This window comes from Mesorhizobium sp. B2-3-15 (assembly GCF_006442875.1).
GTDB lineage: Bacteria > Pseudomonadota > Alphaproteobacteria > Rhizobiales > Rhizobiaceae > Mesorhizobium > Mesorhizobium australicum.
Genome location: NZ_VFVO01000006.1, coordinates 267,033 through 290,818, shown reverse-complemented (window position 1 = coordinate 290,818; position 23,786 = coordinate 267,033). Strand labels below are relative to the sequence as shown.

The window sequence follows — 23,786 nt, the reverse complement described above, 5'->3', positions numbered from 1 at the left end:
GCATGTCGCTTTCCTCCGCACTGAGCATCGCCCAATCGGCGCTTCTGGCCACCTCGCGGCAGACAAGCGTCGTCACGCGCAACGTGGCAGACGCCGACAATCCGAACTATTCGCGCCGCATCGCGCTGGTCACCAGCACGACGCCCGGCGCGCGTTCGGTTGATGTCCAGCGTGCGGCCAACGACCTGCTGTTTCGCCAGAACCTCGGCGCTCTGTCCGCCTATGCCGGCCAGAGCGCGCTCTACAACGGCATGGATCAGCTCGACGTATCGGTGAATGGCGTCGACAACGCCTCCTCGCCTTCGACAGCGATCGGCAATCTGCAGCAGGCGCTGCAGCTATACGCCACCTCGCCGTCCAACCAGAATCTTGGCTCGAGCGTCATCGACGCGGCCAAACAGGTCGTGCGGTCCCTGAATGAAGGCTCCAAGGCCATTCAGGATTTTCGTACCCAAACCGACGGCCAGATCGATACCGCCGTCAAGGATCTCAACTCGCTGCTCAACCAGTTCCAGGATGCCAACACCGCGGTCATGTCCGGAACCCGTTCAGGCACCGACGTTTCCGATGCGCTCGACCAACGCGACGCATTGTTGAAGAAGATCGCCAATTACATTCCGGTGTCGACCTTCACGCGTGGCGACAACGACATGGTCATCACCACGGGTGACGGCACGACATTGTTCGAGACGATCCCACGCACCGTCAGCTTCGCCCCGTCTTCGGGGTACGCCGCGGGTGCGGCCGGCAACACGGTCTATATCGACAACGTACCGGTCTCGGCGGGCAGCGGCGGCAACACCACCGCCAGCGGCACCATTGCCGGCCTGCTGCAATTGCGCGACGGCGTCGCCTCGACCATGCAGAGCCAGCTCGACGAAACCGCGCGCGGCCTGATCACCGCCTTTGCCGAAACGGCACCGTCGATGCCCAATGCGGCGGGCCTGTTCACCTGGTCGGGCGCACCGGCGGTGCCAGCCGCGGGCACGCTCGTCGACGGCCTTGCTGGAACGATCAAGATCAATGCCGCGATGGATCCCAGCACCGGCGGCAACCCGACATTGCTGCGCGATGGGGGGGCCAATGGCGTCGCCTACGTCGCCAACACCACTGGCGGGGCTTCATACTCCAACCTTCTGGTCGCCTATGGCGACCAGCTCGACAAGCCGATGACGTTCGATCCCTTGGCCGGGATTTCGGCAACCTCCAGCGTTGCCGACTACGCCGCCAATTCGATCGGCTGGTTGCAGGGCGTTCGTCAGCAGGCTTCGACCGCCGCCGACGCCAAGGAAGCCCTGGCACAGCGCAGTGCCGATGCCTTGTCCAACGCAACGGGCGTCAATGTCGATCAGGAAATGTCGCTGATGCTCGATCTCGAGCACACCTATCAGGCATCCGCCCGGATGATGAAGACCATCGACGACATGATGACGGCGCTGTTGAGCGCGGTGGGATAAGCCATGACCTTTGTCTCCTCTGCTGCCCTTACGAATGCCATGCGCTATCAGCAGATGCGCATGCAGGCCGATCTCGTCAAAGCCACGAAAGAGTCCTCGACCGGCAAGGTCGCCGATGTCGGTCTGGCACTTGGTGGGCGTACCGCCCAGTCCGTCACCTTTTCGCGCGACCTCGACCGGCTCAACGTCGTTGTCGATTCCAACGGACTGGTGGCCGCCCGGCTCTCATCCACCCAGACCTCGCTCGGCCAGCTCTCCAGCGTCGCGCAGACTTTCCTGTCCAGCCTGACCACCGCGTCGTCGGGCGACAACTCCGACAGCCTGACCCAATCGACCGGCCAGACAACGATCCAGCAGCTTACGTCGATCCTCAACACCAGCGTCAACGGCGAATATCTGTTCGCTGGCACCAACACCGACGTCAAGCCGATCAACGATTTCACCGCCGCCGGCTCTCCCGCCAAGGCTGCCTTTGACGCCTCCTTCGTCGCCAAGTTCGGCTTCCCGCCCAGTGACCCGGCCGCGGCCAACATCACCGCGGCCCAGATGGACGATTTCATCACCAACGATGTCACGCCGCAGTTCCTCGGCGCGGGCTGGCAGACCAACATGTCGAATGCGACCGACCAGCAGATCGTCAGCCGCATCGCGCTCAACGAAACCACCGAGACCTCGACCGGGGCCAACAGCGACGGCATCAGGAAGCTCGCCATGGCGGCGGCCTTGGTCTCCAGCCTGATGTCCACCAACATCAGCCAGGCGGCGAAGGACACCATCATCGACCACTCGCAGAAATTGGTCGGCGAGGCGCTGAGCGGCATCGCGCAGGTCCAATCCCAGACCGGCATCGTGCAGAAGCGCGTCTCCGATGCCAGCGACCGCATGAAGACGCAGATCGACCTGTTCGAACGGCACATTCTGGATCTCGAGGCAGTCGATCCGGCGGAAGCGGCGACCCGCGTCGCCAATCTGACGCAGCATATCGAGACCTCTTTCGCCCTGACGGCGCGCCTGCAGCAGCTCAGCCTGTTGAATTACCTGACCTGACACCTCCAGCGGAACGGTAGAGCCACCGATGTACCAATTCTCCTACGCCGACGTTCAGAGCACCTCCGTCGCGGACGCCAAGGACCGCGAGCGGGACCTCCTGACCCGCTCGATCGACATGCTGTCGGCCGCCGCCGCGGCAGGCCAGCATTCGATGGAGGCGGTGGAGGCGCTGCATTTCACCAATCGCGTCTGGACAACCTTCGTCGAGGATCTCGGTTCCAGCGACAATGCGCTCCCCAAGGAGTTGCGCGCCAACCTGATCTCCATCGGCCTGTGGCTGCTGCGCGAGGCCGAGGACATCCGCCAGGGCCGCACCGACAATTTCGAGGGGCTGATCGAAGTATCCCAGATCATCCGCGACGGCATTCAATGACCAACACGTTGAAGTTATCGCTGAAGCCCAATGAGAAGATCTACATCAACGGCGCGGTCATCCGCGTCGACCGCAAGGTCACCATCGAGCTGATGAACGACGTGCAGTTCCTGCTCGAGAGCCATGTGATCCAAGCAGACGACGCGTCGACGCCATTGCGGCAGCTCTATTTCATCGTGCAGGTCATGCTGATAAACCCCGCTGGCGCCGACGAAGCGCGCGAGATGTTCCGCCGCTCGCTGCCACTGCTCATTGCAAGTTTCGAAGACGCCGAGATCGGCAGCGCGCTGAAACAGGTCGACCGCATGGTCGGCGAGGATCACATCTACGAGGCCTTGAAGGCGATCCGTTCGCTTTATCCTCTCGAACGCCGCGCGCTTGGCGGCAATGACGATGTTCCGGGCGCCGCGCGCCCGCTGGCCGTGGGAGCACGATACTGATGACCGTGGACATGACGACGACGGTGCCGGTTGGCGCCAACCAGACCACCACGTCGACCTCGAAGACGGCGGTAGACTATCAGTCCTTCCTGAAGCTTCTGATCGCGGAGATGAAGAACCAGGATCCGACCAAACCGATGGATTCGACGGCGTATGTCGCCCAGCTCGCCACCTTCTCCCAGGTCGAGCAATCGGTGCAGACCAACACCAAGCTCGACCAGATCATGCAGTCCTCGGCGCTGTCGCAGGCCGACGCTCTCATAGGCCGCAACATCACCTCGGCCGATGGCAAGACAACGGGCACGGTGGCGTCGGTTACGCTTGGCAGCAACGGACTGATCGCGGTGTTGCAGGATGGCACCACGGTCCCTGTCGGCGCGGGCGTGTCGATCAAGCCGGCGAGCTAGGCCAACCGCCGACATGAATGAGGCCGACGCACTCGACATCGTCCAGTATGCGGTGTGGACGGTGCTGACCGCATCCGCTCCGGTGGTACTGGTCGCCATGGCGGTCGGCATTGGCATCGCCTTGATCCAGGCGTTGACGCAGGTCCAGGAAATCACCTTGACCTTCGTGCCCAAGATCGTCGCCATCATGCTGGTGGTGGCGCTTACGGGTCCCTTCATCGGCGGCCAGATATCGGCCTTCACCAATGTCATCTTCGAGCGCATCCAGAACGGTTTCTGAGCGATTTCCAGCAAGGGTGCTCGACGCTTCCGCCCAGATTTGCGCCGGGATGGAACGCAGCTAGCAGGCGTCCGGGTTGCGGCTAATGCATGTCGCCCGGAAGTGGTTCCCGGTTCCGGAACAACGACGTGCATAGAATCAGAAGCTTACAGCAGGTCGGGCGAATCCGGTTCGCCGCGACATGCTGTGGAGTGCCATTCAGGGCGCGACGGTTTGCGGTGGCGGCGCCAGCGTGTGGCCCTTCGCTATCCCCTTGTTGGACCATGATCTTCCCTGCAAGGCATTCGCCCTTTGCGCCGCGATGCCATAGTTTCGGCAAATCATGCGGGGAAACGGATTCCCGCAAGGATCAGCGCGCCGTGGCAGGAACCCATCCATGATTGACGAGAAGCCGGATAGCGAAAGCGTCTCGGCGCTGGCGCCGTTCCGGCATGGCATCTTCCGGGCCGTATGGGGCGCGAGCCTCGTCTCCAATTTCGGCGGCTTGATCCAGGGCGTCGGCGCCGCCTGGATGATGACCACCATCGCCACCTCGCCCTATCAGGTCGCCCTGGTCCAGGCCTCGACCACCTTGCCGATCATGCTGTTCGCGCTTGTCGCCGGCGCCATCGCCGATAGCTTCGACCGTCGCAAGGTGATGCTGGTCGCCCAGACCTTCATGCTGGTCGTTTCGGTGCTTTTGACCGCGTTCACCTATTTGGACCTGATCACGCCGTGGACGCTGCTGGCCTTTACCTTCCTGATCGACAGCGGCACGGCACTCAACAGCCCGTCATGGCAGGCCTCCGTCGGCGACATCGTTCCGCGCAACAAGGTGCCTGCCGCCGTGGCGCTGAATTCCATGGGCTTCAACCTGACACGCAGCGTCGGCCCGGCAATCGGTGGCATCATCGTCGCGGCCGCCGGCGCGGCCGCGGCCTTCGCGGCGAACGCGGTGAGCTATGTCGGGCTTATCGTCGTGCTGGCACGCTGGAAGCCGGATCTACCGGCCTCGACCTTGCCGCGCGAGTCATTGGGGGCCGCCATGGGCGCCGGCCTGCGCTACGTCGCCATGTCGCCGAATATCGGCAAGGTGCTGGTCAGGGGCGCCGCCTTTGGCTTCAGCGCCGGCGCGGTGCTGGCGCTGCTGCCGCTGGTGGCGCGCGATGTGGTCAAGGGCGATGCGCTGACCTACGGCATCATGCTGGGCGCCTTCGGCATCGGCGCCGTCGGCGGGGCGCTGATCAGCGTGCGGCTGCGGCAGCTGCTCTCCAGCGAGACGATGGTGCGCTGTGCCTTCGCCGGCTTTGCGGCCTGCGCCTTCAACGCCGCCGTCAGCCAGCATGCCTGGCAGACCTCGCTCGGCCTGCTGGTCGGCGGTGCCTGCTGGGTGATCGCGCTCTCGCATTTCAACGTCACCGTGCAGATGGCGACACCGCGCTGGGTGGTCGGCCGGGTTCTGTCGGTCTACCAGACCGCAACCTTCGGGGGCATAGCACTGGGCAGCTGGATCTGGGGTGTCGTCGCCGACGCGCATGGCGCCGAGACGGCGCTGATCGCCGCGGCCATCGCCATGCTGGCCGGCGGCGCCATCGGCCTCGTGCTGCCGCTGCCGCAACAGCAGGTGCTCAACCTCGACCCGCTCAACCGCTTCAAGGAGCCCCACCTGGCACTCGACCTGAAGCCGCGCAGCGGTCCGATCGCCATTATGATCGAATACATCATCCGGCACGAGGACGAGGCGGAATTCCTCGCCACCATGGCCGAGCGCGGCCGCATCCGCCGCCGCGACGGCGCCCGCAACTGGACACTGGCGCGCGATCTCGAAAATCCGGCGATCTGGATCGAGCATTACCACACGCCGACCTGGCTCGAATATGTCAGGCATAACGGTCGCATCACCCAAGCCGACGCCATGGTCGGCGAACGCTTGCGGGCGCTGCACTCGGGCAACGAGCCGCCGCGCGTGCGCCGCGTCATCGAGCGCCCGACGACCGCCGGCACCGCGTTGGTGATGGCCAAGGGGCCGATCGAGCACTGACGAATTCGAAGGTTCGCGGCGCCTACCCCTCTCCCGACAGGTCCCGGCGGGCCTTTTCGAGTTCCTCGGCATAGCGCCGCATCAAATGGCCCTCGGTCAGCAGCCCGAGCACGATGTGGTCGGCGAAGTCCTCGACCACGGCCAGTTCCTCGGCGCCGGCGCGCTGGAAGGTCTCGGCGGCGGCCTGCACGTTCATGCTGGGCACCAGGACGGCATCCTTGTACTGGGCAAGGTCGCGCACCGGCACCTCGCCCCCGGAGGGATCGCTGTGCAGTTCGGCCACGATCAGCACGCCGACATACTCATCCCCCGGGTCGACGGCGATCACGCGCTGGGCCGAACCCAGCGGGAATTCCTTGCGGAAGGCGGCCAGCGTCGTCGACGCATCGACGGTCTTGATGTCCTCGCGCATCATCGAGCCGACGGTCAGGCTGCGCATCCAGCCGACATCGTGGGCGCTGCGGATCGTCTCGCCGCGCAGGTGGAAGCGCCAGGTCGAGAACGAATAACCGAAGGTCTCGCGCACCAGGATCGCCGCCATGATCGAGGCGGCCAGCACCACGCCGGTGAGCGTCAGGTCGCGGGTCGATTCCAGCGCCAGGAAGGTCATGGTCAGAGGCCCGCCGACGACGCCGACGGCAAGCGACGTCATGCCGACAACGGCGGCGACGGAGGGGTCGATACCGGTCGCCGGCGACACGAGCGCCATGACACCGGCGAACGACTTGCCTAGTAGCGCACCAAGGAACAGCGAGGCGAAGAACAATCCGCCGCGAAAGCCCGAACCCAGTGAGATCGCCGACGCCGCCAGCTTCAGCACGAAGACGCTGGCCACCACCGCCAGCCCGTAATTCATGGCGAACTCGCGATGCAGCGCGCCGTGGCCGCTGGACAGGACCTGCGGCGTGATCAGGCCGAGGAGGCCGACCAGCACACCACCGATGACGGGGCGCAGCGAGGCGTCGACCGACAGGCGGTTGAACCCACGCTCGATCAACGTCACGAGTTGCATGATGGCGATCGAGGCAGCACCGCCAAGCAGGCCGAGCAACAGGAAAGGCACATATTGGCTGGCGGTGAGTTGCGGCAACCCTGAAAGCTCGAGCGGAAAGGGCACGCCGCCGAACACTTCCGCCGTCAGCGACGCCGAGATCGCGGCCGTCATGACAGGGGCGACATTGGCGACCGAGTAGATGCCGATGACCAGTTCGAAACCGTAGAAGGCGCCCGTCAGCGGCGCGTCGAAGGCGGCCGATATGGCGCCGGCGGCACCACAGCCAACCAGGATGCGGACGTCGTTGCGGCGCAACCGGAAAGCGCGCGCCAGCCGTGAGGCGACGCCTGAGCCGACCTGCGTGTAGCCCGCCTCCAGACCGACCGAAGCGCCGAAGCCGCTGGAAATCATCGTCTGCACGACGATGATGAAGGTATCGGTCAGAGACATGCGCCCGCCATAGAGCGCGTTGGCCTCGATCGGATCGACCGGCGTGCGGAATTTCCGGAGCCTCAGCCAGACCACCGATATCCCGAGCAGGATACCGCCGATCGCCGGGATCAGCGCCTGTATCGGATTGGCGAGCGAGAACATGCCAGACAGGCGCCCGCCGGGCTGGACGCCGAACAGCAGCCCGTGCAGGTCCTGTACGATCTGGCTCATCGCGGTGACCAGTATGCCAGCCATGACGCCGATAACGCCCGCCAGCATGACGACGGCGATACCGCGCGCCTCCAGCAGAGGGACTGACCTCAAAAGAACCGCGCGCAGCCGGCGGGCGTAGACTTGGGGTTGGTTTCTGGAAAGCACCGGGGCGGCTCGCCGATATCAAGGCAAAGGAAGACCCGCCTGATACGCCGGGCGGCACGTCGTGACAACCACAATGCCGACATCAAAGGCGCCATTATGGCCGCGAAACCGCCCGATCCGGCCTTTCCCGCTTTGGGCCGACGGGGCCGCCCGCCAGTTGCGAACTAACCGTGCCCTTTCAGCACAATGCGTACACCGAGCCGGAGCGCGGCAAGGATCCGGGCGCCGGACCGCTCAGGTCGGCATGGCTTCGCCGGCCTCGTAGAGCACGAGATTGCGCTCGCCGATGCCGAGCCCCGGCCAGCTCGCGCGCCAGTCGGCAAGATGCGGCGAGCGGAAATGCGCATCCAGGGCCGGTCTGGCGCGCCACACCTCGGTGATCCGGATCAAACCGGGATCAAGCACATCCTGCGCATAGGAATATTCAAGGCAGCCGTCCTCGGCGCGGCTGGCGCGAACCATGCGCTCCATCACCGGCCTTGCCTCGTCGAGCCTGTCGGGCGGCAGGCGGATCGTACCGATGATCAGCAGCATGAGGTGTCCTTCGCGAGAGAGTCGATTCCGTCACTCTCCCACCCTCGCGCAAGCTTGGCCAGCTACCCTCGCCGGGCTGTCGCATGCTCGGCAGCCCAGGGTTTCGAGGACGAGAATGGCGATCAGCGAAAGCATCCAGCCCGGCGCGGTGGCCAAGAACGGCCGCGACGTCTTCTTCGCGCTCGGCATCGTCGTCATCCTGGCCGTGCTGTTCCTGCCGATCCCGGCCTTTCTCATCGACATCGGGCTTGCCTTCTCGATCGCGCTTTCGGTGCTGATCCTGATGGTGGCGCTGTGGATCCAGCGGCCGCTCGATTTCTCGTCCTTCCCGACCGTGCTGCTCATTGCCACCATGCTGCGCCTGTCGCTCAACATCGCCACCACGCGCATGATCCTGTCGCACGGCAATGAGGGCACGCACGCCGCCGGCTATGTCATCGCCGGCTTCTCCAAGCTGGTGATGGCCAGCGATTTCGTCATCGGCCTGATCGTCTTCATGATCCTGATCGTGGTGAACTTCATCGTCATCACCAAGGGCGCCACCCGTATCGCCGAGGTCGGTGCGCGCTTCACCCTCGACGCCATCCCCGGCAAGCAGATGTCGATCGACGCCGACCTCTCCGCCGGCATGATCGACGACAAGACCGCGCAACTGCGCCGCCGCGAACTGGAAGAGGAATCCTCCTTCTTCGGTTCGATGGACGGCGCCTCGAAATTCGTCCGCGGCGACGCCATCGCTGGCCTCATCATCACCGCCATCAACATCGTCGGCGGCATCGCCATCGGCTACATCAGGCACGGCATGGGCATGGGCGAGGCCGCCGACGTGTTCATCAAGCTGTCGGTCGGCGACGGTCTCGTCACTCAGATCCCGGCGCTCATCGTCTCGCTCGCCGCCGGCCTGCTGGTCTCCAAGGGCGGCACGCGCGGCTCGACCAACCAGGCCGTGTTCGGCCAGCTCGGCGCCCATCCGCGCGCGCTCTACGTGGCGGCCGCACTGCTGGTGTTGCTCGGCCTGATGCCCGGCCTGCCACTGTTCCCGTTCTTCGCGCTCGCCGCCGGCATGGCCGGCCTCGGCTATGTCATTCCAATGCGCCACAACCGGGCCGTCGCCGAGGCCGAGGCGCTGAAGAGCCAGGAAAAAGCGAGCAAGGCCGAGGAAGAGAAGAACTCGGTCAAGGCCTCGCTCGCCACCGCCGAGATCGAACTGCTGATCGGCAAGCAGCTTTCGACCCGGCTCATGGTCTCGCACCAGGAACTGGTCTTCCGCATGTCCAAGATGCGCAAGAAATTCGCCCAGCAGTATGGCTTCGTCGTGCCGGAAGTGCGCGTCGCCGATGACTTCGCCATCCCACCGAAAAGCTATCAGATCAAGGTGCACGGCACCGTGGTCGCCGAATATTCGATGCGCGTCGGCGAGATCATGGTGCTGCTCGGCAACCGCGACATACCCGAAATCCCCGGCGAGGAGATTCGCGAGCCCGCCTTCGGCATGCGCGCCTACTCCGTCATGGAGACCTTCGCCGAGGATCTGAAGCGCGAGAACTTCACCTTCGCTGACAACATGTCGGTGCTGCTCACCCATCTCTCGGAAGTCATCCGCAACAACCTGCCGCAGCTCCTGTCCTACAAGGACATGAAGGCGCTGCTCGAACGCCAGGACCAGGAATACCGTAAGCTCGCCGACGAGATCTGCACCACCCACATCTCCTATCCCGGCCTGCAGGCGGTGCTCAAGCTGCTGCTTGCCGAACGCGTCTCGATCCGCAACCTGCATCTCATCATCGAGGCCATCGCCGAGATCGCGCCGCATGTGCGCCGCACCGAGCAGATCGTCGAACATGTGCGCATCCGCATGGCCCAGCAGATCTGCGGCGACCTCTCCGAAGGCGGCGTGCTCAAGGTGCTGCGCCTCGGCAACCGCTGGGACCTTGCCTTCCACCAGAGCCTCAAGCGCGACGCCAAGGGCGAGGTGCGCGAATTCGACATCGATCCGCGCCAGTTGGAGGAATTCGGCCAGGACGCCACCAAGGCGATCAAGAAACACCTCGAAGCCGGCGAGCGTTTTGTCCTCGTCACCGCGCCCGACGCCCGCCCCTATGTGCGCATGATCATCGAGCGCCTGTTCACCACGCTGCCGGTGCTCTCCCATGTCGAAATCGCCAAGGGCGTCGAGATCAGGGTGCTCGGGACCATATCGTGAGCGTTCTCTCGCAGGCCGTCGTCATCGCGGCGTTCCTCGCCTTCTGCCGCATCGGCGCCTGTTTCATGCTGATGCCTGGCCTGTCCAGCGCCCGCGTCCCGGTCCAGGTCAGGCTGTTCGTCGCGATCGCCGCCACCGGCGGCCTGCTTGCCTTCCTGTGGGACAAGATCTTTCCCTTCGTTGATCCGCGTCCGCAGATCCTGGTGCCGATGATCATCTCGGAGTTGCTGGTCGGCGGGCTGATCGGCGCCATGACCAGGCTCTACATGGAGGCGCTTCGCTTCATGGGCTCGGCCATCGCCATGCTGATCGGCTATGGCGGTTCCGGCGGACCGGCGATCGAGGAACCGGAGCCGCAGGCAGCCCTTGCCGCCATCATTTCGTTCTCGGCGCTGCTGATGCTGTTCGTCTTCGACTTCGATCACGAGATCGTCCGCGCCCTCGTGGCGTCCTACACGGTCGCGCCGGTCAACGTCTTCTTCAACCCGCAGGCGGCGCTGGTCGACATCACCGACACCGTGTCGGACACTTTCTTCCTGGTCATCCGCCTCGGCAGCCCGTTCGTCGCCTATGCCATTCTCGTCAATCTGACGATCGGCTTCGTCAACAAGCTGACGCCGCAGATCCCGATTTATTTCATCTCGCAGCCCTTCGTCATGGCCGGCGGCATGCTGATCTTCTATTTCGCCGCCGGCACCATGCTGTCGCTGTTCGTCGACGGCTTCGTCGACCTCACGCTGGCGAGGTGACATGAGCACGCGCAAGGATCGTCTGAGGAAACTGGTCAAGGTGCAGGGACAGCTGAAAGCCCTGCACGAAACCCGCCACGCCACCTTCGTCGCCGCGGCAAGCGCCGCCGAGACCGAGGCCCGCGAATTGATCGGCCATTTCGACCAGGACAATTCCCTCTCTAGCCTGTTCCCCGATCTCTATCATCGCCGCATCGCCCAGGCCGTCGTGCGCCAGGAGGAGAGCCTGGAAGGCGCGAGACAAGAAGCCGCCCTCATCGCCGCGGCAACCGCCCGCACGAACATGGTCGAGCGCGCCTACAGGGACCTGCGCAACCGCGACGAGCGCGAGATATCAGACCGCGAGCGGCTGGACCTGATCGCGCAGAAGCGGGGACAGGAGTAATTGGCGGAGCCGGAACGTTGCCCGAACTCATCAATGTTGCGTAGAGAGTCCATCCGCCTGCCGGCTAACGTCCATGCTTACTTCCGTAACCAGCTTGCGGCGAAGGGCCATCACATAGTCACTCGGTCCCTTCGACGTTATAACGAAGGCTTGGGAGCCGCCAATGACCGATTTGGCAAAATAGGATGCCAACGGTTGATCGGGATCCTCATCCTGCGTTGGAATGGCAATCGCGTTGATTGTATACCCCTTGGCAACGGCGTTCAGCCTGCTCGGCTGGACAGGAAGCCCATCATTATTCTCGCCGTTGGCTGAGATGTCGATTACTTTCTTTGCTGCCGTTCCCGGAAACTGGTCGAGCAGAAGGGCACCGACATCAATAGCCGACGATACGGACGTTCCGCTCCGCCCCCGACGGGCGAAGCCGGTATCTCCTTTCTTGCTGATCACCGATGCGGCCGCTCTGGCGTCTTCCAGCCCGCAGATGTTTGTCCACGGCAGCACGACGCGTGAGTGTCCGGGACTTGACCACTCAAAGTAGGCAACGCTGATGCAGCCGACGTAATTGCGCGCGATGGCGGCGATGATCTCTGGAGAAGTAAGTGCCGCAGCATGACCTTCGCGCTGTAGATCGGCGACCTTTGGATCGACCGAGGATGAGAAATCGACAGCGAATACTACGGCAACATCGACGTTGGCCGCCCAGGCCTGCGGCGCCCAAACCACCGAAGCTCCAAGTGTCCCTACCAGCGCCAAAAATAGGCCGGCACGCTTTGCTGGCCCTTCGGCTGACCGCTCTGTCCCCGATATCAGGGTACCCCTGCATATCGCGCACGCCTGCTCGCGAAAAGAGGCCGCTACGGACAGGGCACCTACGCCCCGATGCATACTACCCAACATGTCATTCTCCACCTCAAGACGGGCATTCTCAAACAGTTACTTTTCAACATGTGGAAATCTCGCGAAGAACCTTGCTCCGCGCGCCGAGCAGCAGCAGATCCGCCTTGGTCCATAGAAGGTAACAGCCCAGCAAACTCAGTTGCATGGCGAGCGCCGCGAAGGACTCGCCCAACCAGACCCGCGGGAAGGTCCCCCCGAGGGCTACGGTTGTCGCTAGCATTGCCGGCAACCGGCTGGCGAGCACTGCACTACGGAAGGGATCGGGCCAGGCGAGGCCCCATATAGCGGCCGCCAACAGCAGCAGCAAATTGGCTCTGATCTCAGACACCCGGCACCCCTCAAGCCAAGTTCTTGATGACTCGGCCCCCTAACTCGCCGGACCTAGACAATCCTGCATCACGGCAGCGCTTGAGGGTGGGCCGCTACTGTTTGCGAAGCGTTAGTTTTGAGTTAGAATTTCGTCAGGCGGGGAGAGCAAATGCAAAATGAAGATAAGGACGAGACAAATAGAATCTCACTCTTCGGTGGTTTCAGGATCGAAAATGCCATGGCGGATTCGCTCCGGCTGACGGGAAAACGAGGGCCTGCGATCATCGCTTATCTGTCCCGGTCTCCAGGCATGGCAGCGACACGGGAGAGGCTGGCTGATCTATTCTGGAGTGACAGCGATAGCGACCACTCCCGCAACAGTCTGAGGCAAACCCTCAGTATTCTGCGCCGGGATTTATCGCGGGCAGGCGTGAATCTTATCCATTCCCGCGGGGAATCGATTGGCCTCACGCCAGACGCGGTTCGGGTTGACGTGGACGAGTTCGAAGCAGGCCTCACGGCCCGTTCTGTGCCGGAACTCGAAACGGCTCTGGCGAACTACAACGGGCCGTTCCTCGACGGGTTTTATCTGGGAAGCGATGGGTTCGATGGCTGGGTCACATCCGAACGCGACAGATTGCTGAGCCGCGCACTTGAAGCTTTCGAAAAATTGGCCCGTCTCGTTGACACGGAAACCGGAATCATACTGGTCGATCGCGTTCTCGTCATGGAACCGACGCGGGAAGAGGCCTATCGGCTCAAGATGGAATTACTGCTTGCGTCGGGTCAACGCGACAGGGCGATCAGGACATACGAAGTTTGCAGAAGCATGTTGAAGAAAGAGTTCGGGGTCGAGGTCGGCCCGGAAACGCGAGCGCTTTGGCAATCCATGCTGTCTACCGATACGGCGTCGAATACACAGTCGGCAAATACTGTTCCAGCCAACCAGCGCCACGGGCGCCCATCGATCAGCGTTGCCGACTTCATCAATCTGACCGGAAAGCAAGGCGACGACTTTTTCTCCAAGGGGCTCATGCAGGACATCACCACGGCTCTTTCCGAGGTGGCCGATTATGTCGTGCTCTCCGCACAGCCGCCTGCGGAGAAAAGTGGTGCCGAAGGAACCAAGATCCCGGGAACGCTCCGTGCGCGATACGTGCTTAGCGGCAGCGTCCAGAGATCGGGCAATGGGCTGAGGGTGAACATCCAGCTTGTCGATGCCGCTGGCGGCCACAACGTCTGGGCCCAGAAGTTCGACGGGCAGTCCGAGAATGCGCTCGAATTCCAGGACAGGATCGCACAGTCTGTTGTCTTGGCCGTGATCCTCGACCTTCAACTGACCAACTGGAAAGTCCGCGACAAGAGTCCGCCTGGTCCCCCCGAAGTGCGCAGGTTGGTGAACGAAGCTTTGATGAAGTATTTTGAGATGACCCGGGACTCGCTTCTGATCGGGCTAGAACTTGCCGAGAAAGCTGTCTCCATAGGCGCCGACAACGCGCGTGCGAAGCGGACGCTCTCGATCATAATTTCAATGGGCGTGGCGTTCGGCTCGTTACCCAGGGAGCCGGGCCAGATCGAGCGGGCGGTCGAGCTTGCGGCGGCGTCGGTACGGGCGGTGCCTGACGACGAAATTGCCCGCTGCATCCTGTCATTCGCGCTCGAAAGCTGTGGCCGCATCGACGAAGCGATCGCCGAATGCCAGCACGCGATCAGTCTCAATCCAAGCTATCCGACCGGCCACGGCGACATTTCGATGCTGTTGGCATTGCGCGGAGAGGTAAACGAAGCAGTGCGTGAGGCGAACGAGGCAATCCGGCTCGGAACGCATGACGTCATCGATTTCTGGCGTCATCATGGCTTGGTTGTCGCACTGTTTGCGGGCGGCGACGATCGGCGGGCGCTCGAAGTCGCCCGCAGGGTGGTCAGGACAAAGCCGGGATTTGTTCGCGGCGCCCTTTACTGGGCCGCGTCCGCGTCGGCGACCGGAAACAACGAAGAAGCCTCTAGGGCCATACACCATTGCCTGTCACAACTTCCTCATCTCAACCTGGGCAATGTCTGCCCCGGCTTTGTGCCTCGCTATGTGAAGGATCATCATCACGCGAGATTCCTCGAAATGCTGTCGAGAGCTGGCCTTCCTGCTTCCTGACGGAAGGTGGCTAGACGGCTTGGACCCGGAGAAACCAGATCAAGCCCGCCTCCGCAAGCCTGCCACAAGCTTGTTGAGGCATGGTCCTGGCTAAGGAAACCCGGCAAAAGGCGGACCTTCTTGGCGATTTCTCCACCCAGCGACATCGTGATGGATGTCGTCCGAGCTGCCGATCCGATGGATATCGAGGCTGCCCGCGCCGCGCTGACCAAGCGCGCCGGCAGCGTCGCCGGCACGTTTTCGGTCGACACTGCGGCTTCGGTCGATGCCGGCTCGATCCTGTCGCGCGCGACGGCGGACAAGGCCGCCGCAACAGCCGACCCGGCCAAGAAGTTCAAGAAGTTCGAGGCGATGGTCCTGCAGACCTTCATCCAGAACATGCTGCCCAAGGACACCGAGGGCGTCTATGGCACGGGTCTCGCAGGCGACATGTGGAAATCGCAGCTCGCCGAGCGTGTCGCCGACGTCATGGCTGACCGCGGCGGCATCGGCATCGCCAAGTCGCTGCTCGCCGACCACTACATGGACGGCAAGCGCAAGATTCCGATCGGCCCGATCTCGAATGGGCCGGAAAAAACCGAGATCGATCAGCAGACCCGTCTGTCCACGTCGCTCGTCCAGGAGCTGCAGCGCAAAGCCGCCAAGTCGATGACCGGCGACGAGACAACCAAAAAAACAGACATCAAGATCTAGGACTGGGAAACACATGGCCGACTCTTCGGAATTCACCGCCAAGCTGCCCGCGCGCACCACCGCGTCGGACGCACCAACTCCTTTCGCGCGGCCTGGAAACCTTGCCGCCATCATCGGCCGCATCGAGGAGGTGGTCGAGGAAGAGACCGCCGGCATCCGCAGCGATACAAGCTATGACCTCAAGGCGTCGAACGCCCGCAAGAGCCGCTATCTCTACGAGCTGACCCGGGCCATGAAGGGCGGCAGCGAAGCCGAATTCCTCGAGCAGCACCGCGAGGGCCTGACCCGGCTGCGCCAGAAGCTGGCGAAGAACGAAGCCGCTATCCTGGCGCATCTGAGCGCCGTCAACGAGGTCGCCAGCCTGCTGCGCAGTGCCATCCAGCGCGCCGAGACCGACGGCACCTACTCCGCCGGCGAGTTCGGCAGGATGAAAGGTTAGAGCGCGGCAATGCCGAGCTCGCGTTCAAAATGATCAAGGTCATCGCCATAGCGGTCTGGATCTGCGCCGCCACGCTCGGCGCGGTGTTCTATTCGTTCCAGGCCGCCGGTGAACAGGGCGTCGGTGAGAAACCCAAGCCGATGCTGGGCGGGCTGGACTACGTCAAGACCGACATCATTTCGGTGCCGCTGATCCACGACTCCAAGATCGACGGCTATTTTCTGGCCAAGCTCGTCTACACCGTCGAGCCGGAGCAGATAAAGAAGCTGTCGATCCCGGCCGAGGCGCTCATCACCGACCAGGTCTACACCTACCTCTACGCCAACCCCCAGATCGACTTCACCAAGAAGGCGACGCTCGACCTCGATGCCTTTCGCGCCGCGATCCGCGACACGATCAACACCCGGGTCGGCGCAACCCTGGTCCATGAGGTCCTGATCGACCAGGTCAATTTCCTGAGCAAGGATGAGATCCGCGACAACTGGCTGCGTCGGCGGCAGGATGCCAGCACCCAGGCGACCGAGACTCCCAAGCCGGTCAGCGCGCACTAAGCCATCGGCCCGGTGCCGGTGGCCCTAGAGCAGTCGGCGTTGGGGCCAATCCCTGCAATTCGCGTTGACGTAAACGTCAATCCGAAGCTATATGCGGCAGCGATCATGATCGCCAGTGATGCCGCATGAACTTCGGCTGGACCGAAGTGCGTAGCGTGACAGATGCAACCGGACAGGGAGAACAGCGTGAGCGTTCAGGATATAGCCGAGAAGATCAAGTCGCGCGTGGCCAGCAGCGGCTTCGACCGTTCCGTGAAGTTCGACACCGGCAGCGACGGCGTCATCGTCATCGACGGCGCGGCCGTCTCGACCACGGACGCTCCCGCCGACTGCACCATCAAGCTGTCGCTCGACGATCTGGATTCGCTGATCGCGGGCGACCTGAACCCGACCATGGCGTTCATGACCGGCAAGATAAAGGTCGAAGGCGACATGACCGTCGCCATGGCGCTGAGCCAGTTGATCGGTTGACAGGCGCGGCCGCCAGAAGCGACTTCGAGGTAAACGAAACGCCGCCTTTTCAGGCGGCGTTTCGTTTGAAGGGCAGTCGCGCTTAAGGCCTCATGCGGCCAAGGTCGGCGCCTGTGCCTTGAGCTTGCGGCCGGACGCCTTCAGCGTGCCCCTGGCGCCGTCAAGCACGCCCTCCACCAGTTCCAAGGCCAGCAGACGGTGCCGTTCGTAAGGCCCCGGCATGGCGAGCGCCCCGGTCCTGGCGGCCGAAAAGCCGAAGCGGCCATAGTAAGGCTCGTCTCCAACCAGCAGGATCGCAGCGTGGCCGAGGCGCGCGGCTTCCGCGATGGCATGCCGCATCAGCGCCGAGCCGATGCCGGCACTCTTGAGCGACGGGTCGACGGCGAGCGGGCCAAGCAGCAGCGCTGGCGGACCGCCCTCGCCCAGCGTGACATCCCATAGCCGCACGGTGCCGGCCACGCCGCCCGAGGCATCGCATGCGACGAAGGCAAGCCCCTCCGAGGGCCGGCGGCCGCGGCGCAGCTTCTCCGATGATTTGGTCTTGCGCTTCGGCCCCATGGCGCGATCGAGCAAGGCTTCGCGCGCCGCCATGTCGGCAGCGGTTTCGGCGACCATGGCGAAGGCCGGCGCATGAGCTACGAATTCGACTGACATTTCCATTTCCGCGATCCCTTCACGAGCGGAGATATGTTCCACAGGCGAGCCCAAGTGGGCGACGGGCGCCCACCTGGGATGATCTGAACAGCTCCAATGAGCCGTCAGATCACGTAGGATCGGAGAGGCTCGAAGCCGTTGAAGGCGACCGCCGAGTAGGTGGTCGTGTAGGCGCCGGTGCCTTCAATCAGCACCTCGTCGCCGATGGTCAGTGACAAGGGCAGCGGATAGGGCGTCTTTTCGTACATCACGTCGGCCGAATCGCAGGTCGGGCCGGCGAGCACGCAAGGCGCGGTCTCGCTGCCGTCATGGCGGGTGACGAGGGGATAGCGGATCGCCTCGTCCATCGTCTCGGCCAGACCGCCGAACTTGCCGATGTCGAGGAACACCCATCGCACATTGTCGTTGTCGGCCTTCTTCGAGATCAGAACGACTTCCGACTTGATGACGCCGGCATTGCCGACCATGCCGCGGCCCGGCTCGATGATCGTCTCGGGAATGGCGTTGCCGAAGTGCTTGCGCAGCGCCGAGAAGATCGCCTGGCCATAGGCCTGGGCCGCCGGCACGTCACGCAAATAGCGCGTCGGGAAGCCGCCGCCCATATTGACCATCTTGAGCACGATGCCTTCTTCCGCGAGCGTCGCGAACACCTTCTTGGCGTCGGCCAGAGCACGGTCCCACGCGGTCAGGTCGGTCTGCTGCGAGCCGACATGGAACGACACGCCATGGGCGTCGAGGCCGAGGCCCCTGGCATGGCGCAGCACGTCGACGGCCATGTCGGGCACGCAGCCGAACTTGCGCGACAGCGGCCACTCGGCGCCCTCGCCGTCGGTCAGCACGCGGCAGAACACGCGGGAGCCTGGAGCGGCGCGCGCGATCTTCTCGACTTCCTCGACGCAATCGACCGCGAACAGCCGGATGCCGAGCTGGTAGGCGCGTGCAATGTCACGCTCCTTCTTGATGGTGTTGCCAAAGGAGATGCGGTCCGCCGGCGCACCGGCGTCCATCGCCATCTCGACTTCGGCAACGGAAGCGGTGTCGAAGGACGAGCCCATCGCAGCAAGCAGGCGCAGGATTTCCGGCGCCGGGTTTGCTTTCACCGCATAATAGATCTTGGAATCGGGCAGAGCCTTCTCGAAAGCGCGGAAATTGTCGCGCACGACGTCGAGGTCGACGACGAGGCAGGGGCCGGACGGACGTCGGGTGGCGAGGAAGTCGAGGATGCGCTGTGTGGCCATCGGGTTTCTCCATCGCGCCTTTCGGCGCGCACAAGGGTGCGGGCGCGGGCTGTCGGCCTCGCGAACACGCGGTCAAACAAAGGCGGGACGGAAAATTCATGGAACCAGCCGGTGGAGACCCCGGAACCATGAAGCGCCGTCTCGCGGCGATGAACCTTAGCCTTGCCCGGCTTCGGTTCGCTTTGTCTGCCTTGGCTTGGATTGGGAGAACCCCGTTCCGCACTGCCGGCAATGAAGGTGTGCCTCTTCAGTAACCCCGGTCTTTGGACAACCGGCAGAGAACCAGAAAGGCCCGCACCGTCGTTGCTTCAAGGTGTCCTCGGTCTGGCGGTTGGCCGCTAAACCGACTGGAGGGGTTAGCTCCAGTTACCTTACCGATTTCCCTCACCATTCGAGGATCGGCGGACACCCACAGGCACGTGCGACTTTGGGCAAGCGCGATATAAGAGCGAAGCATTTCACAATCAATAAAAATCGTATCGCAGGTTGTAAAATTTCTGGCATCGAACAATGTTGGCCAACCGTATACGGATATCGAACGATGACAGGCACGCACGGCCCTTTCAACGCCTTTCTCGACCTTCGCCAGATGCCGGTGGCGCATGCCGAACTTGGACCCCTGGCCGGCCTGCGGCTGGCGGTCAAGGATATTTACGACGTTGCCGGCTACCGCACCGGTTGCGGCAATTTGCAGAAATTCGCCAATGGCCACGCCGCTTCGCGCACGGCGCCGGCCGTGCAGGCAATTCTCGACGCCGGTGCGCGCTTCATCGGCAAGACGCAGACCGACGAACTGGCCTTCGCTCTGTTCGGCCAGAACGCGCATTTTCCGTTTCCGGTGAACCCCGCGGCTCCCGACCGTGTCACCGGAGGCTCGTCGTCGGGGTCGGCGGCGGCGGTTGCGGGCAGGTTGGCCGACATCGCCACGGGGTCCGACACCGGGGGTTCGATCCGCGCGCCGGCGAGTTTCTGCGGGCTGATCGGGCTGCGCACCACGCATGGCCGCATTTCCCTCGACGGCACCATGCAACTGGCACCGAGTCTCGACACGTTCGGCTGGTTCGCCGACGACATCGAAACCTATGAGACTGTCGGCAAGCTGTTGCTTGGCCGCGATCCGCACCAGCATTCCCTGGACCGCCCGCTGGCGCTCGGCTGGCTGGACGAGATGGTCGCCCGGCCGGCGGCCGCCGAATATGCCGGAATGAAGGCGCTGGTGGGCACGGTGTTCGGCACGCCGGCGACGCCAGCGACGCGCTTCAGCTCGTCCCCGGACGAACTCTACTGGTGCTTTCGCCGCCTGCAGGCCAAGGAGGCCTGGACAGTGCATGGCGAATGGATCACCAGCGGCGAGCGCGAGCTCGGGCCCGGCGTCGAGGAACGGTTCGGCTTTGGCCGTGCGGTCGACGACCGGACAGCACAGGCCGAGAAGGTGCGCCGGCTGACCTTTCGCGGCGAACTCAGCGCCTTGCTTGGCAAGGACGGCTTCCTTGTCCTGCCGACGGTGCCGGGTCCGGCACCCTATGTCGACAGCACACCGGAGCAATTCCAGGCCTACCGCGAGCGCGCGCTCCATCTTCTATGCCTGGCCGGGCTCTCCGGCTTTCCGCAGATCACCTTGCCGATCGGCTCGGTCGCCGGCGCTCCGTTCGGCCTGTCGCTGCTTGGCCCTTCCGGCAGCGACATTGCCCTGATACGGCTCGGCCGAAAACTTCTCGACGCAGCACAAAGAGCCTGAACAATGGACACACTGACCCGCATGCGCGCCTTCATCGACGTCGTCGAGGCCGAAGGCTTTTCGGCGGCGGCGCGCAAGATCGGCCGCTCCAAGGCGCTGCTGTCGAAATATGTGCGCGAGCTGGAGGACGAGCTCGGCGCTCTGCTGCTGAACCGCACCACGCGCCAGTTCTCGATGACCGAGGCCGGCCACACCTACTACCGCCGCGCCTCGGAAATCGTGCGCGAGGTCGATAGCCTGGCCGACGCCGTGCGCGAGTCCTCCGGCGACGTGCGCGGCCGCATCAAGCTGTCGGCGCCGCGCACCTTCGCCGACGCGCCGATCGGCCAGTCGCTGATCGACTTCGCCAAGCAGTATCCCGACATCGTGCTCGACATCCAGCTCGACGACCGCTTCGTCGACCTGGTCGAGGAAGGCTTCGACCTTGCCGTGCGCATCTCGCGGCTGGAGAACTCGTCGCTGATCGCCAGGCGGCTGGCGCCGTTTTCGATCAAGCTCTGCGGCTCTCCAGAACTGATCGCCAAGCATGGCATGCCGACACGACCGCAGGATCTCGGCCACATGCCCTGCATCGTCGACACCAATGGCCGCGGACTGAACAACTGGCCCTTCAAGGGCGACAATGGCGATCCGGTAAGCATCGCCGTCTCCGGCCCGATCGAGGTCAACAGCCCGATGGCGGCGCGCGCCGCGGCCTTGTCGGGGCTTGGATTTTGCATCCTGCCGGATTTCATCGCCGCCCCAGACCTCAAGAGCGGCCAATTGGTGGCGGTGCTCGACGACCGCATCCTGTCGGGCGGCGGCATCTTCGCCGTCTATCCGCATCGCCGTTACCTTCCGGCGAAGGTGCGCGTTTTCGTCGATTTCCTGGTGCAGTGGTTCAGGACGCGCGAGAGCGCCTGACCTGCCCCAGCAGCCCGGATACCGCACGCTTTTGAGCTCTCCTGCATGCGTGGCGCTATCCAAAGCCTCGCGCACTTTTGGGTGACATGCGCCCGCAGTCCCAATTTCGCCCCCTTTCTGGTAACCTTCGACCACGCTCTCGAAAGCCAAGGGAATCGCGACCGCGAATGCATCTGAAACGGCACGCAATCATGCTGGCCTCGGCCTTGGCGGCGATCTTTGCCGCGACAGGACCGGCCGAGGTGCATCCGCACGTCTTCGCCGAGGCGCGCCTCGACGTGGTCCTGTCCCCGGATCACCAAAGTGTGAAAGCGTTGCGTCATCTGTGGCGCTTCGACGATCTGTTTTCGAGCACGGTGATGATGGAGTTCGACAAGAACTCCGACCTGAAGCTTGACGACAAGGAGCTGAAGGAGGTCGCCGACACCGTCCATGCCTCGCTGGCCGAGTTCAATTATTTCCAGCTCGTCACGCAGGACGGCAAGGACGTGGCGATGACGCCGCCGCCGCATCTGATGGCCAATTTCGACAACGACCAGTTGATCATCCTGTTTGAATCCGAACCGAAGGCGCCGATCAAGCTGTCCGGCACGATCGACATCGGCGTCTACGATCCGACCTTCTACACGGCGATCGACTTCACCGAGGATTCCAACATCACCGTCGAGGGCCTGCCGTCGAACTGCACGAGCAAGGTCGTCCGGCCGGACCCGGACGAAGCGATCAAGGAAAACCAGAAGACCCTGACGGATGCCTTCTTCAACGATCCGACAGGCACCGACATGAGCAAGATCTTCGCCACCAAACTCGAACTGACCTGTCAGCCAGAAGGATAGATCCGGTGAACCTGATCGGCAACCGTTCGAAACCGTCCCTGCGTTTGGCAGTCGGCCTGTTGGCCCTTGCCTTTGCCATGATGCATTTCGCCGATGCCGCGCACGCCCAGAGTTCGCTCGGCATCGGCGTCAATGACGGCATGGCACCCACCACCGGTCCGTTCGCCCATATCCTGATGTGGATCAATCTCAGGCAGCAGGAATTCTACCGCGCGCTGGCGGCAGCCATGAAGGCAATGCGCCAGGACAACAGCAAGATCTGGATACTCATCGGCCTGTCCTTCGCCTATGGCATTTTCCACGCCGCCGGCCCCGGCCACGGCAAGGCGGTGATCTCGTCTTATATGGTGGCCAACGAAGTGGCGCTGAAGCGCGGCATCCTGTTGTCCTTCGTCTCGGCGCTGCTGCAGGGCCTTACGGCGATCCTGGTGATGCTGCTGGCCTATTTCGTCCTGCGCGGCACCACCATCTCGATGACCGATGCGGCCTGGTTCATGGAGATCATGAGCTTTGCCCTGGTCACCCTCTTTGGCGCCTGGCTTTTGTGGCGCAAGCTCGGTCCAGCCGTCCTGCGCCTGTTTGGCAAGGGCCCGGCCTACAGCCTGTCGGCGGCTCACGCCGGTCATTCCCATGCCGGCCATTCGCATGGCGCTCACGACCATGCGGCGCACGCTCATTCCCACGCACTGCACGGGCATGGCGATCACGACCATGGGCATGGCCATTCGCACGATCATCACGGCCACGGCGCGCACGATCATGCGCATCACGACCACCCCAGCGGCGAGGTCTGCGACACCTGTGGCCACTCGCATGCACCCGATCCGGCGCTGCTGTCGGGTGACCGCTTCGATTGGCGCACCGCCTGGTCGGCGGTGGCCGCCGTTGGCATCCGCCCTTGCTCCGGTGCTTTGATCGTTCTCAGCTTCGCGCTGCTCAACGGGCTCTGGCTCGGCGGCCTGCTGTCGGTGCTGGCAATGTCGATCGGAACCGCGATCACCGTCTCGGCCCTGGCCACACTGGCGGTGACCGCCAAGAACTGGGCGGTGTATTTCGCCGGCGACGGCCGCATGGGCAACCGCATCCACTCGATCGTCGAGATCGGCGGCGCCGCCTTCGTCTTCCTGTTCGGACTGCTGCTGCTGTCCGCGAGCCTGACGGGCAGCGTTTAGACCCTACCATTCCGTTGGAATGGGATTGGCA

At 63.5% G+C, this 23,786-nt stretch carries 25 protein-coding genes; 19 read left to right on the top strand and 6 right to left on the bottom strand.

The features are described from left to right. The first annotated feature begins 2 nt into the window (after positions 1-2). The 7 genes from flgK to FJ954_RS14960 all read left to right on the top strand — a co-directional run bounded on the left by flgK (position 3) and on the right by FJ954_RS14960 (position 6,027). Positions 3-1,457, top strand: a complete 1,455-nt coding sequence (gene flgK, locus FJ954_RS14990) for a flagellar hook-associated protein FlgK (protein ID WP_015315895.1) — start codon at positions 3-5, stop codon at positions 1,455-1,457. 3 nt (positions 1,458-1,460) lie between these two features. Then, positions 1,461-2,504 (top strand): flagellar hook-associated family protein, encoded by a 1,044-nt coding sequence (locus FJ954_RS14985; protein ID WP_015315894.1) that lies wholly within the window; start codon positions 1,461-1,463, stop codon positions 2,502-2,504. A gap of 28 nt (positions 2,505-2,532) precedes the next feature. Further along, a complete protein-coding gene (gene flaF, locus FJ954_RS14980) occupies positions 2,533-2,880 on the top strand; it encodes a flagellar biosynthesis regulator FlaF (protein ID WP_015315893.1) in 348 nt (115 codons plus the stop codon). Beyond that, positions 2,877-3,320 carry a flagellar biosynthesis repressor FlbT gene (gene flbT, locus FJ954_RS14975; protein ID WP_015315892.1) on the top strand — a complete coding sequence of 148 codons (444 nt, stop codon included), beginning with the start codon at positions 2,877-2,879 and terminating at the stop codon, positions 3,318-3,320. Before flaF ends, flbT begins: the two co-directional genes overlap by 4 nt. Next, complete coding sequence (gene flgD / locus FJ954_RS14970; RefSeq protein WP_140661809.1) at positions 3,320-3,727, top strand: flagellar hook assembly protein FlgD; 408 nt, start codon at positions 3,320-3,322, stop codon at positions 3,725-3,727. The genes flbT and flgD overlap by 1 nt, the downstream gene beginning before the upstream one ends. Before the next feature lie 13 nt (positions 3,728-3,740). After that, the gene (gene fliQ, locus FJ954_RS14965) at positions 3,741-4,007 is read left to right on the top strand and encodes a flagellar biosynthesis protein FliQ (protein WP_013893193.1); all 267 of its coding nucleotides are present in this window, start codon (positions 3,741-3,743) and stop codon (positions 4,005-4,007) included. Positions 4,008-4,383: 376 nt separating this feature from the next. Then, on the top strand, positions 4,384-6,027 hold the full coding sequence (locus FJ954_RS14960; RefSeq protein WP_140619434.1) for an MFS transporter: 1,644 nt from the start codon (positions 4,384-4,386) through the stop codon (positions 6,025-6,027). A 22-nt stretch (positions 6,028-6,049) separates the two neighbouring features. Here FJ954_RS14960 and FJ954_RS14955 read toward each other — a convergent pair whose 3' ends face one another. Further along, entirely contained in the window at positions 6,050-7,831 is a 1,782-nt protein-coding gene (locus tag FJ954_RS14955) for a chloride channel protein (RefSeq protein ID WP_140661808.1), read from the bottom strand. A gap of 234 nt (positions 7,832-8,065) precedes the next feature. Beyond that, positions 8,066-8,365: a putative quinol monooxygenase gene (locus tag FJ954_RS14950; RefSeq protein ID WP_015315888.1), complete on the bottom strand. Its 300-nt coding sequence runs from the start codon at positions 8,363-8,365 to the stop codon at positions 8,066-8,068. A 115-nt stretch (positions 8,366-8,480) separates the two neighbouring features. Between FJ954_RS14950 and flhA the strand changes: the two genes are divergently transcribed. Genes flhA through FJ954_RS14935 form a run of 3 tightly spaced genes read left to right on the top strand, consistent with a single transcriptional unit; the run spans position 8,481 to position 11,702 of the window. Next, complete coding sequence (flhA, locus tag FJ954_RS14945) at positions 8,481-10,568, top strand: flagellar biosynthesis protein FlhA (RefSeq protein ID WP_140661807.1); 2,088 nt, start codon at positions 8,481-8,483, stop codon at positions 10,566-10,568. After that, on the top strand, positions 10,565-11,317 hold the full coding sequence (gene fliR / locus FJ954_RS14940; protein WP_140619428.1) for a flagellar biosynthetic protein FliR: 753 nt from the start codon (positions 10,565-10,567) through the stop codon (positions 11,315-11,317). The genes flhA and fliR overlap by 4 nt, the downstream gene beginning before the upstream one ends. A gap of 1 nt (position 11,318) precedes the next feature. Then, positions 11,319-11,702, top strand: a complete 384-nt coding sequence (locus FJ954_RS14935) for a hypothetical protein (RefSeq protein ID WP_140661806.1) — start codon at positions 11,319-11,321, stop codon at positions 11,700-11,702. Between the two features lie 30 nt (positions 11,703-11,732). Here FJ954_RS14935 and FJ954_RS14930 read toward each other — a convergent pair whose 3' ends face one another. After that, positions 11,733-12,602 carry a DUF1194 domain-containing protein gene (locus FJ954_RS14930; protein ID WP_140661805.1) on the bottom strand — a complete coding sequence of 290 codons (870 nt, stop codon included), beginning with the start codon at positions 12,600-12,602 and terminating at the stop codon, positions 11,733-11,735. Between the two features lie 43 nt (positions 12,603-12,645). Then, positions 12,646-12,930 carry a hypothetical protein gene (locus FJ954_RS14925; protein ID WP_181171431.1) on the bottom strand — a complete coding sequence of 95 codons (285 nt, stop codon included), beginning with the start codon at positions 12,928-12,930 and terminating at the stop codon, positions 12,646-12,648. A 150-nt stretch (positions 12,931-13,080) separates the two neighbouring features. On the opposite strand from FJ954_RS14925, the gene FJ954_RS14920 reads away from it, so the two are divergent. From FJ954_RS14920 to FJ954_RS14900, 5 genes are all read left to right on the top strand, one after another. Continuing rightward, entirely contained in the window at positions 13,081-15,060 is a 1,980-nt protein-coding gene (locus FJ954_RS14920) for a BTAD domain-containing putative transcriptional regulator (protein WP_140661804.1), read from the top strand. Between the two features lie 120 nt (positions 15,061-15,180). Next, the gene (locus FJ954_RS14915) at positions 15,181-15,753 is read left to right on the top strand and encodes a rod-binding protein (protein ID WP_181177820.1); all 573 of its coding nucleotides are present in this window, start codon (positions 15,181-15,183) and stop codon (positions 15,751-15,753) included. 13 nt (positions 15,754-15,766) lie between these two features. After that, on the top strand, positions 15,767-16,192 hold the full coding sequence (locus tag FJ954_RS14910; protein WP_015315880.1) for a hypothetical protein: 426 nt from the start codon (positions 15,767-15,769) through the stop codon (positions 16,190-16,192). 29 nt (positions 16,193-16,221) lie between these two features. After that, entirely contained in the window at positions 16,222-16,743 is a 522-nt protein-coding gene (locus FJ954_RS14905; protein WP_015315879.1) for a hypothetical protein, read from the top strand. 186 nt (positions 16,744-16,929) lie between these two features. Beyond that, a complete protein-coding gene (locus tag FJ954_RS14900; protein ID WP_140661803.1) occupies positions 16,930-17,214 on the top strand; it encodes an SCP2 sterol-binding domain-containing protein in 285 nt (94 codons plus the stop codon). 90 nt (positions 17,215-17,304) lie between these two features. On the opposite strand, the gene FJ954_RS14895 is transcribed toward FJ954_RS14900, so the two are convergent. Further along, positions 17,305-17,874, bottom strand: coding sequence for an N-acetyltransferase (locus FJ954_RS14895; protein WP_140661802.1), 570 nt, complete (start codon positions 17,872-17,874; stop codon positions 17,305-17,307). A gap of 98 nt (positions 17,875-17,972) precedes the next feature. Beyond that, complete coding sequence (gene odc2 / locus FJ954_RS14890) at positions 17,973-19,106, bottom strand: ornithine/lysine decarboxylase (RefSeq protein ID WP_015315876.1); 1,134 nt, start codon at positions 19,104-19,106, stop codon at positions 17,973-17,975. A 541-nt stretch (positions 19,107-19,647) separates the two neighbouring features. On the opposite strand from odc2, the gene FJ954_RS14885 reads away from it, so the two are divergent. The 4 genes from FJ954_RS14885 (at position 19,648) to FJ954_RS14870 (ending at position 23,755) form a co-directional block, all read left to right on the top strand. Continuing rightward, on the top strand, positions 19,648-20,844 hold the full coding sequence (locus FJ954_RS14885) for an amidase (RefSeq protein ID WP_140661801.1): 1,197 nt from the start codon (positions 19,648-19,650) through the stop codon (positions 20,842-20,844). A gap of 3 nt (positions 20,845-20,847) precedes the next feature. Next, positions 20,848-21,747, top strand: a complete 900-nt coding sequence (locus FJ954_RS14880) for a LysR family transcriptional regulator (RefSeq protein ID WP_015315874.1) — start codon at positions 20,848-20,850, stop codon at positions 21,745-21,747. Positions 21,748-21,914: 167 nt separating this feature from the next. Then, positions 21,915-22,583, top strand: coding sequence for a DUF1007 family protein (locus FJ954_RS14875; protein ID WP_140619413.1), 669 nt, complete (start codon positions 21,915-21,917; stop codon positions 22,581-22,583). A 77-nt stretch (positions 22,584-22,660) separates the two neighbouring features. Further along, positions 22,661-23,755 (top strand): nickel/cobalt transporter, encoded by a 1,095-nt coding sequence (locus tag FJ954_RS14870; RefSeq protein WP_246681072.1) that lies wholly within the window; start codon positions 22,661-22,663, stop codon positions 23,753-23,755. Positions 23,756-23,786: the final 31 nt, after the last annotated feature.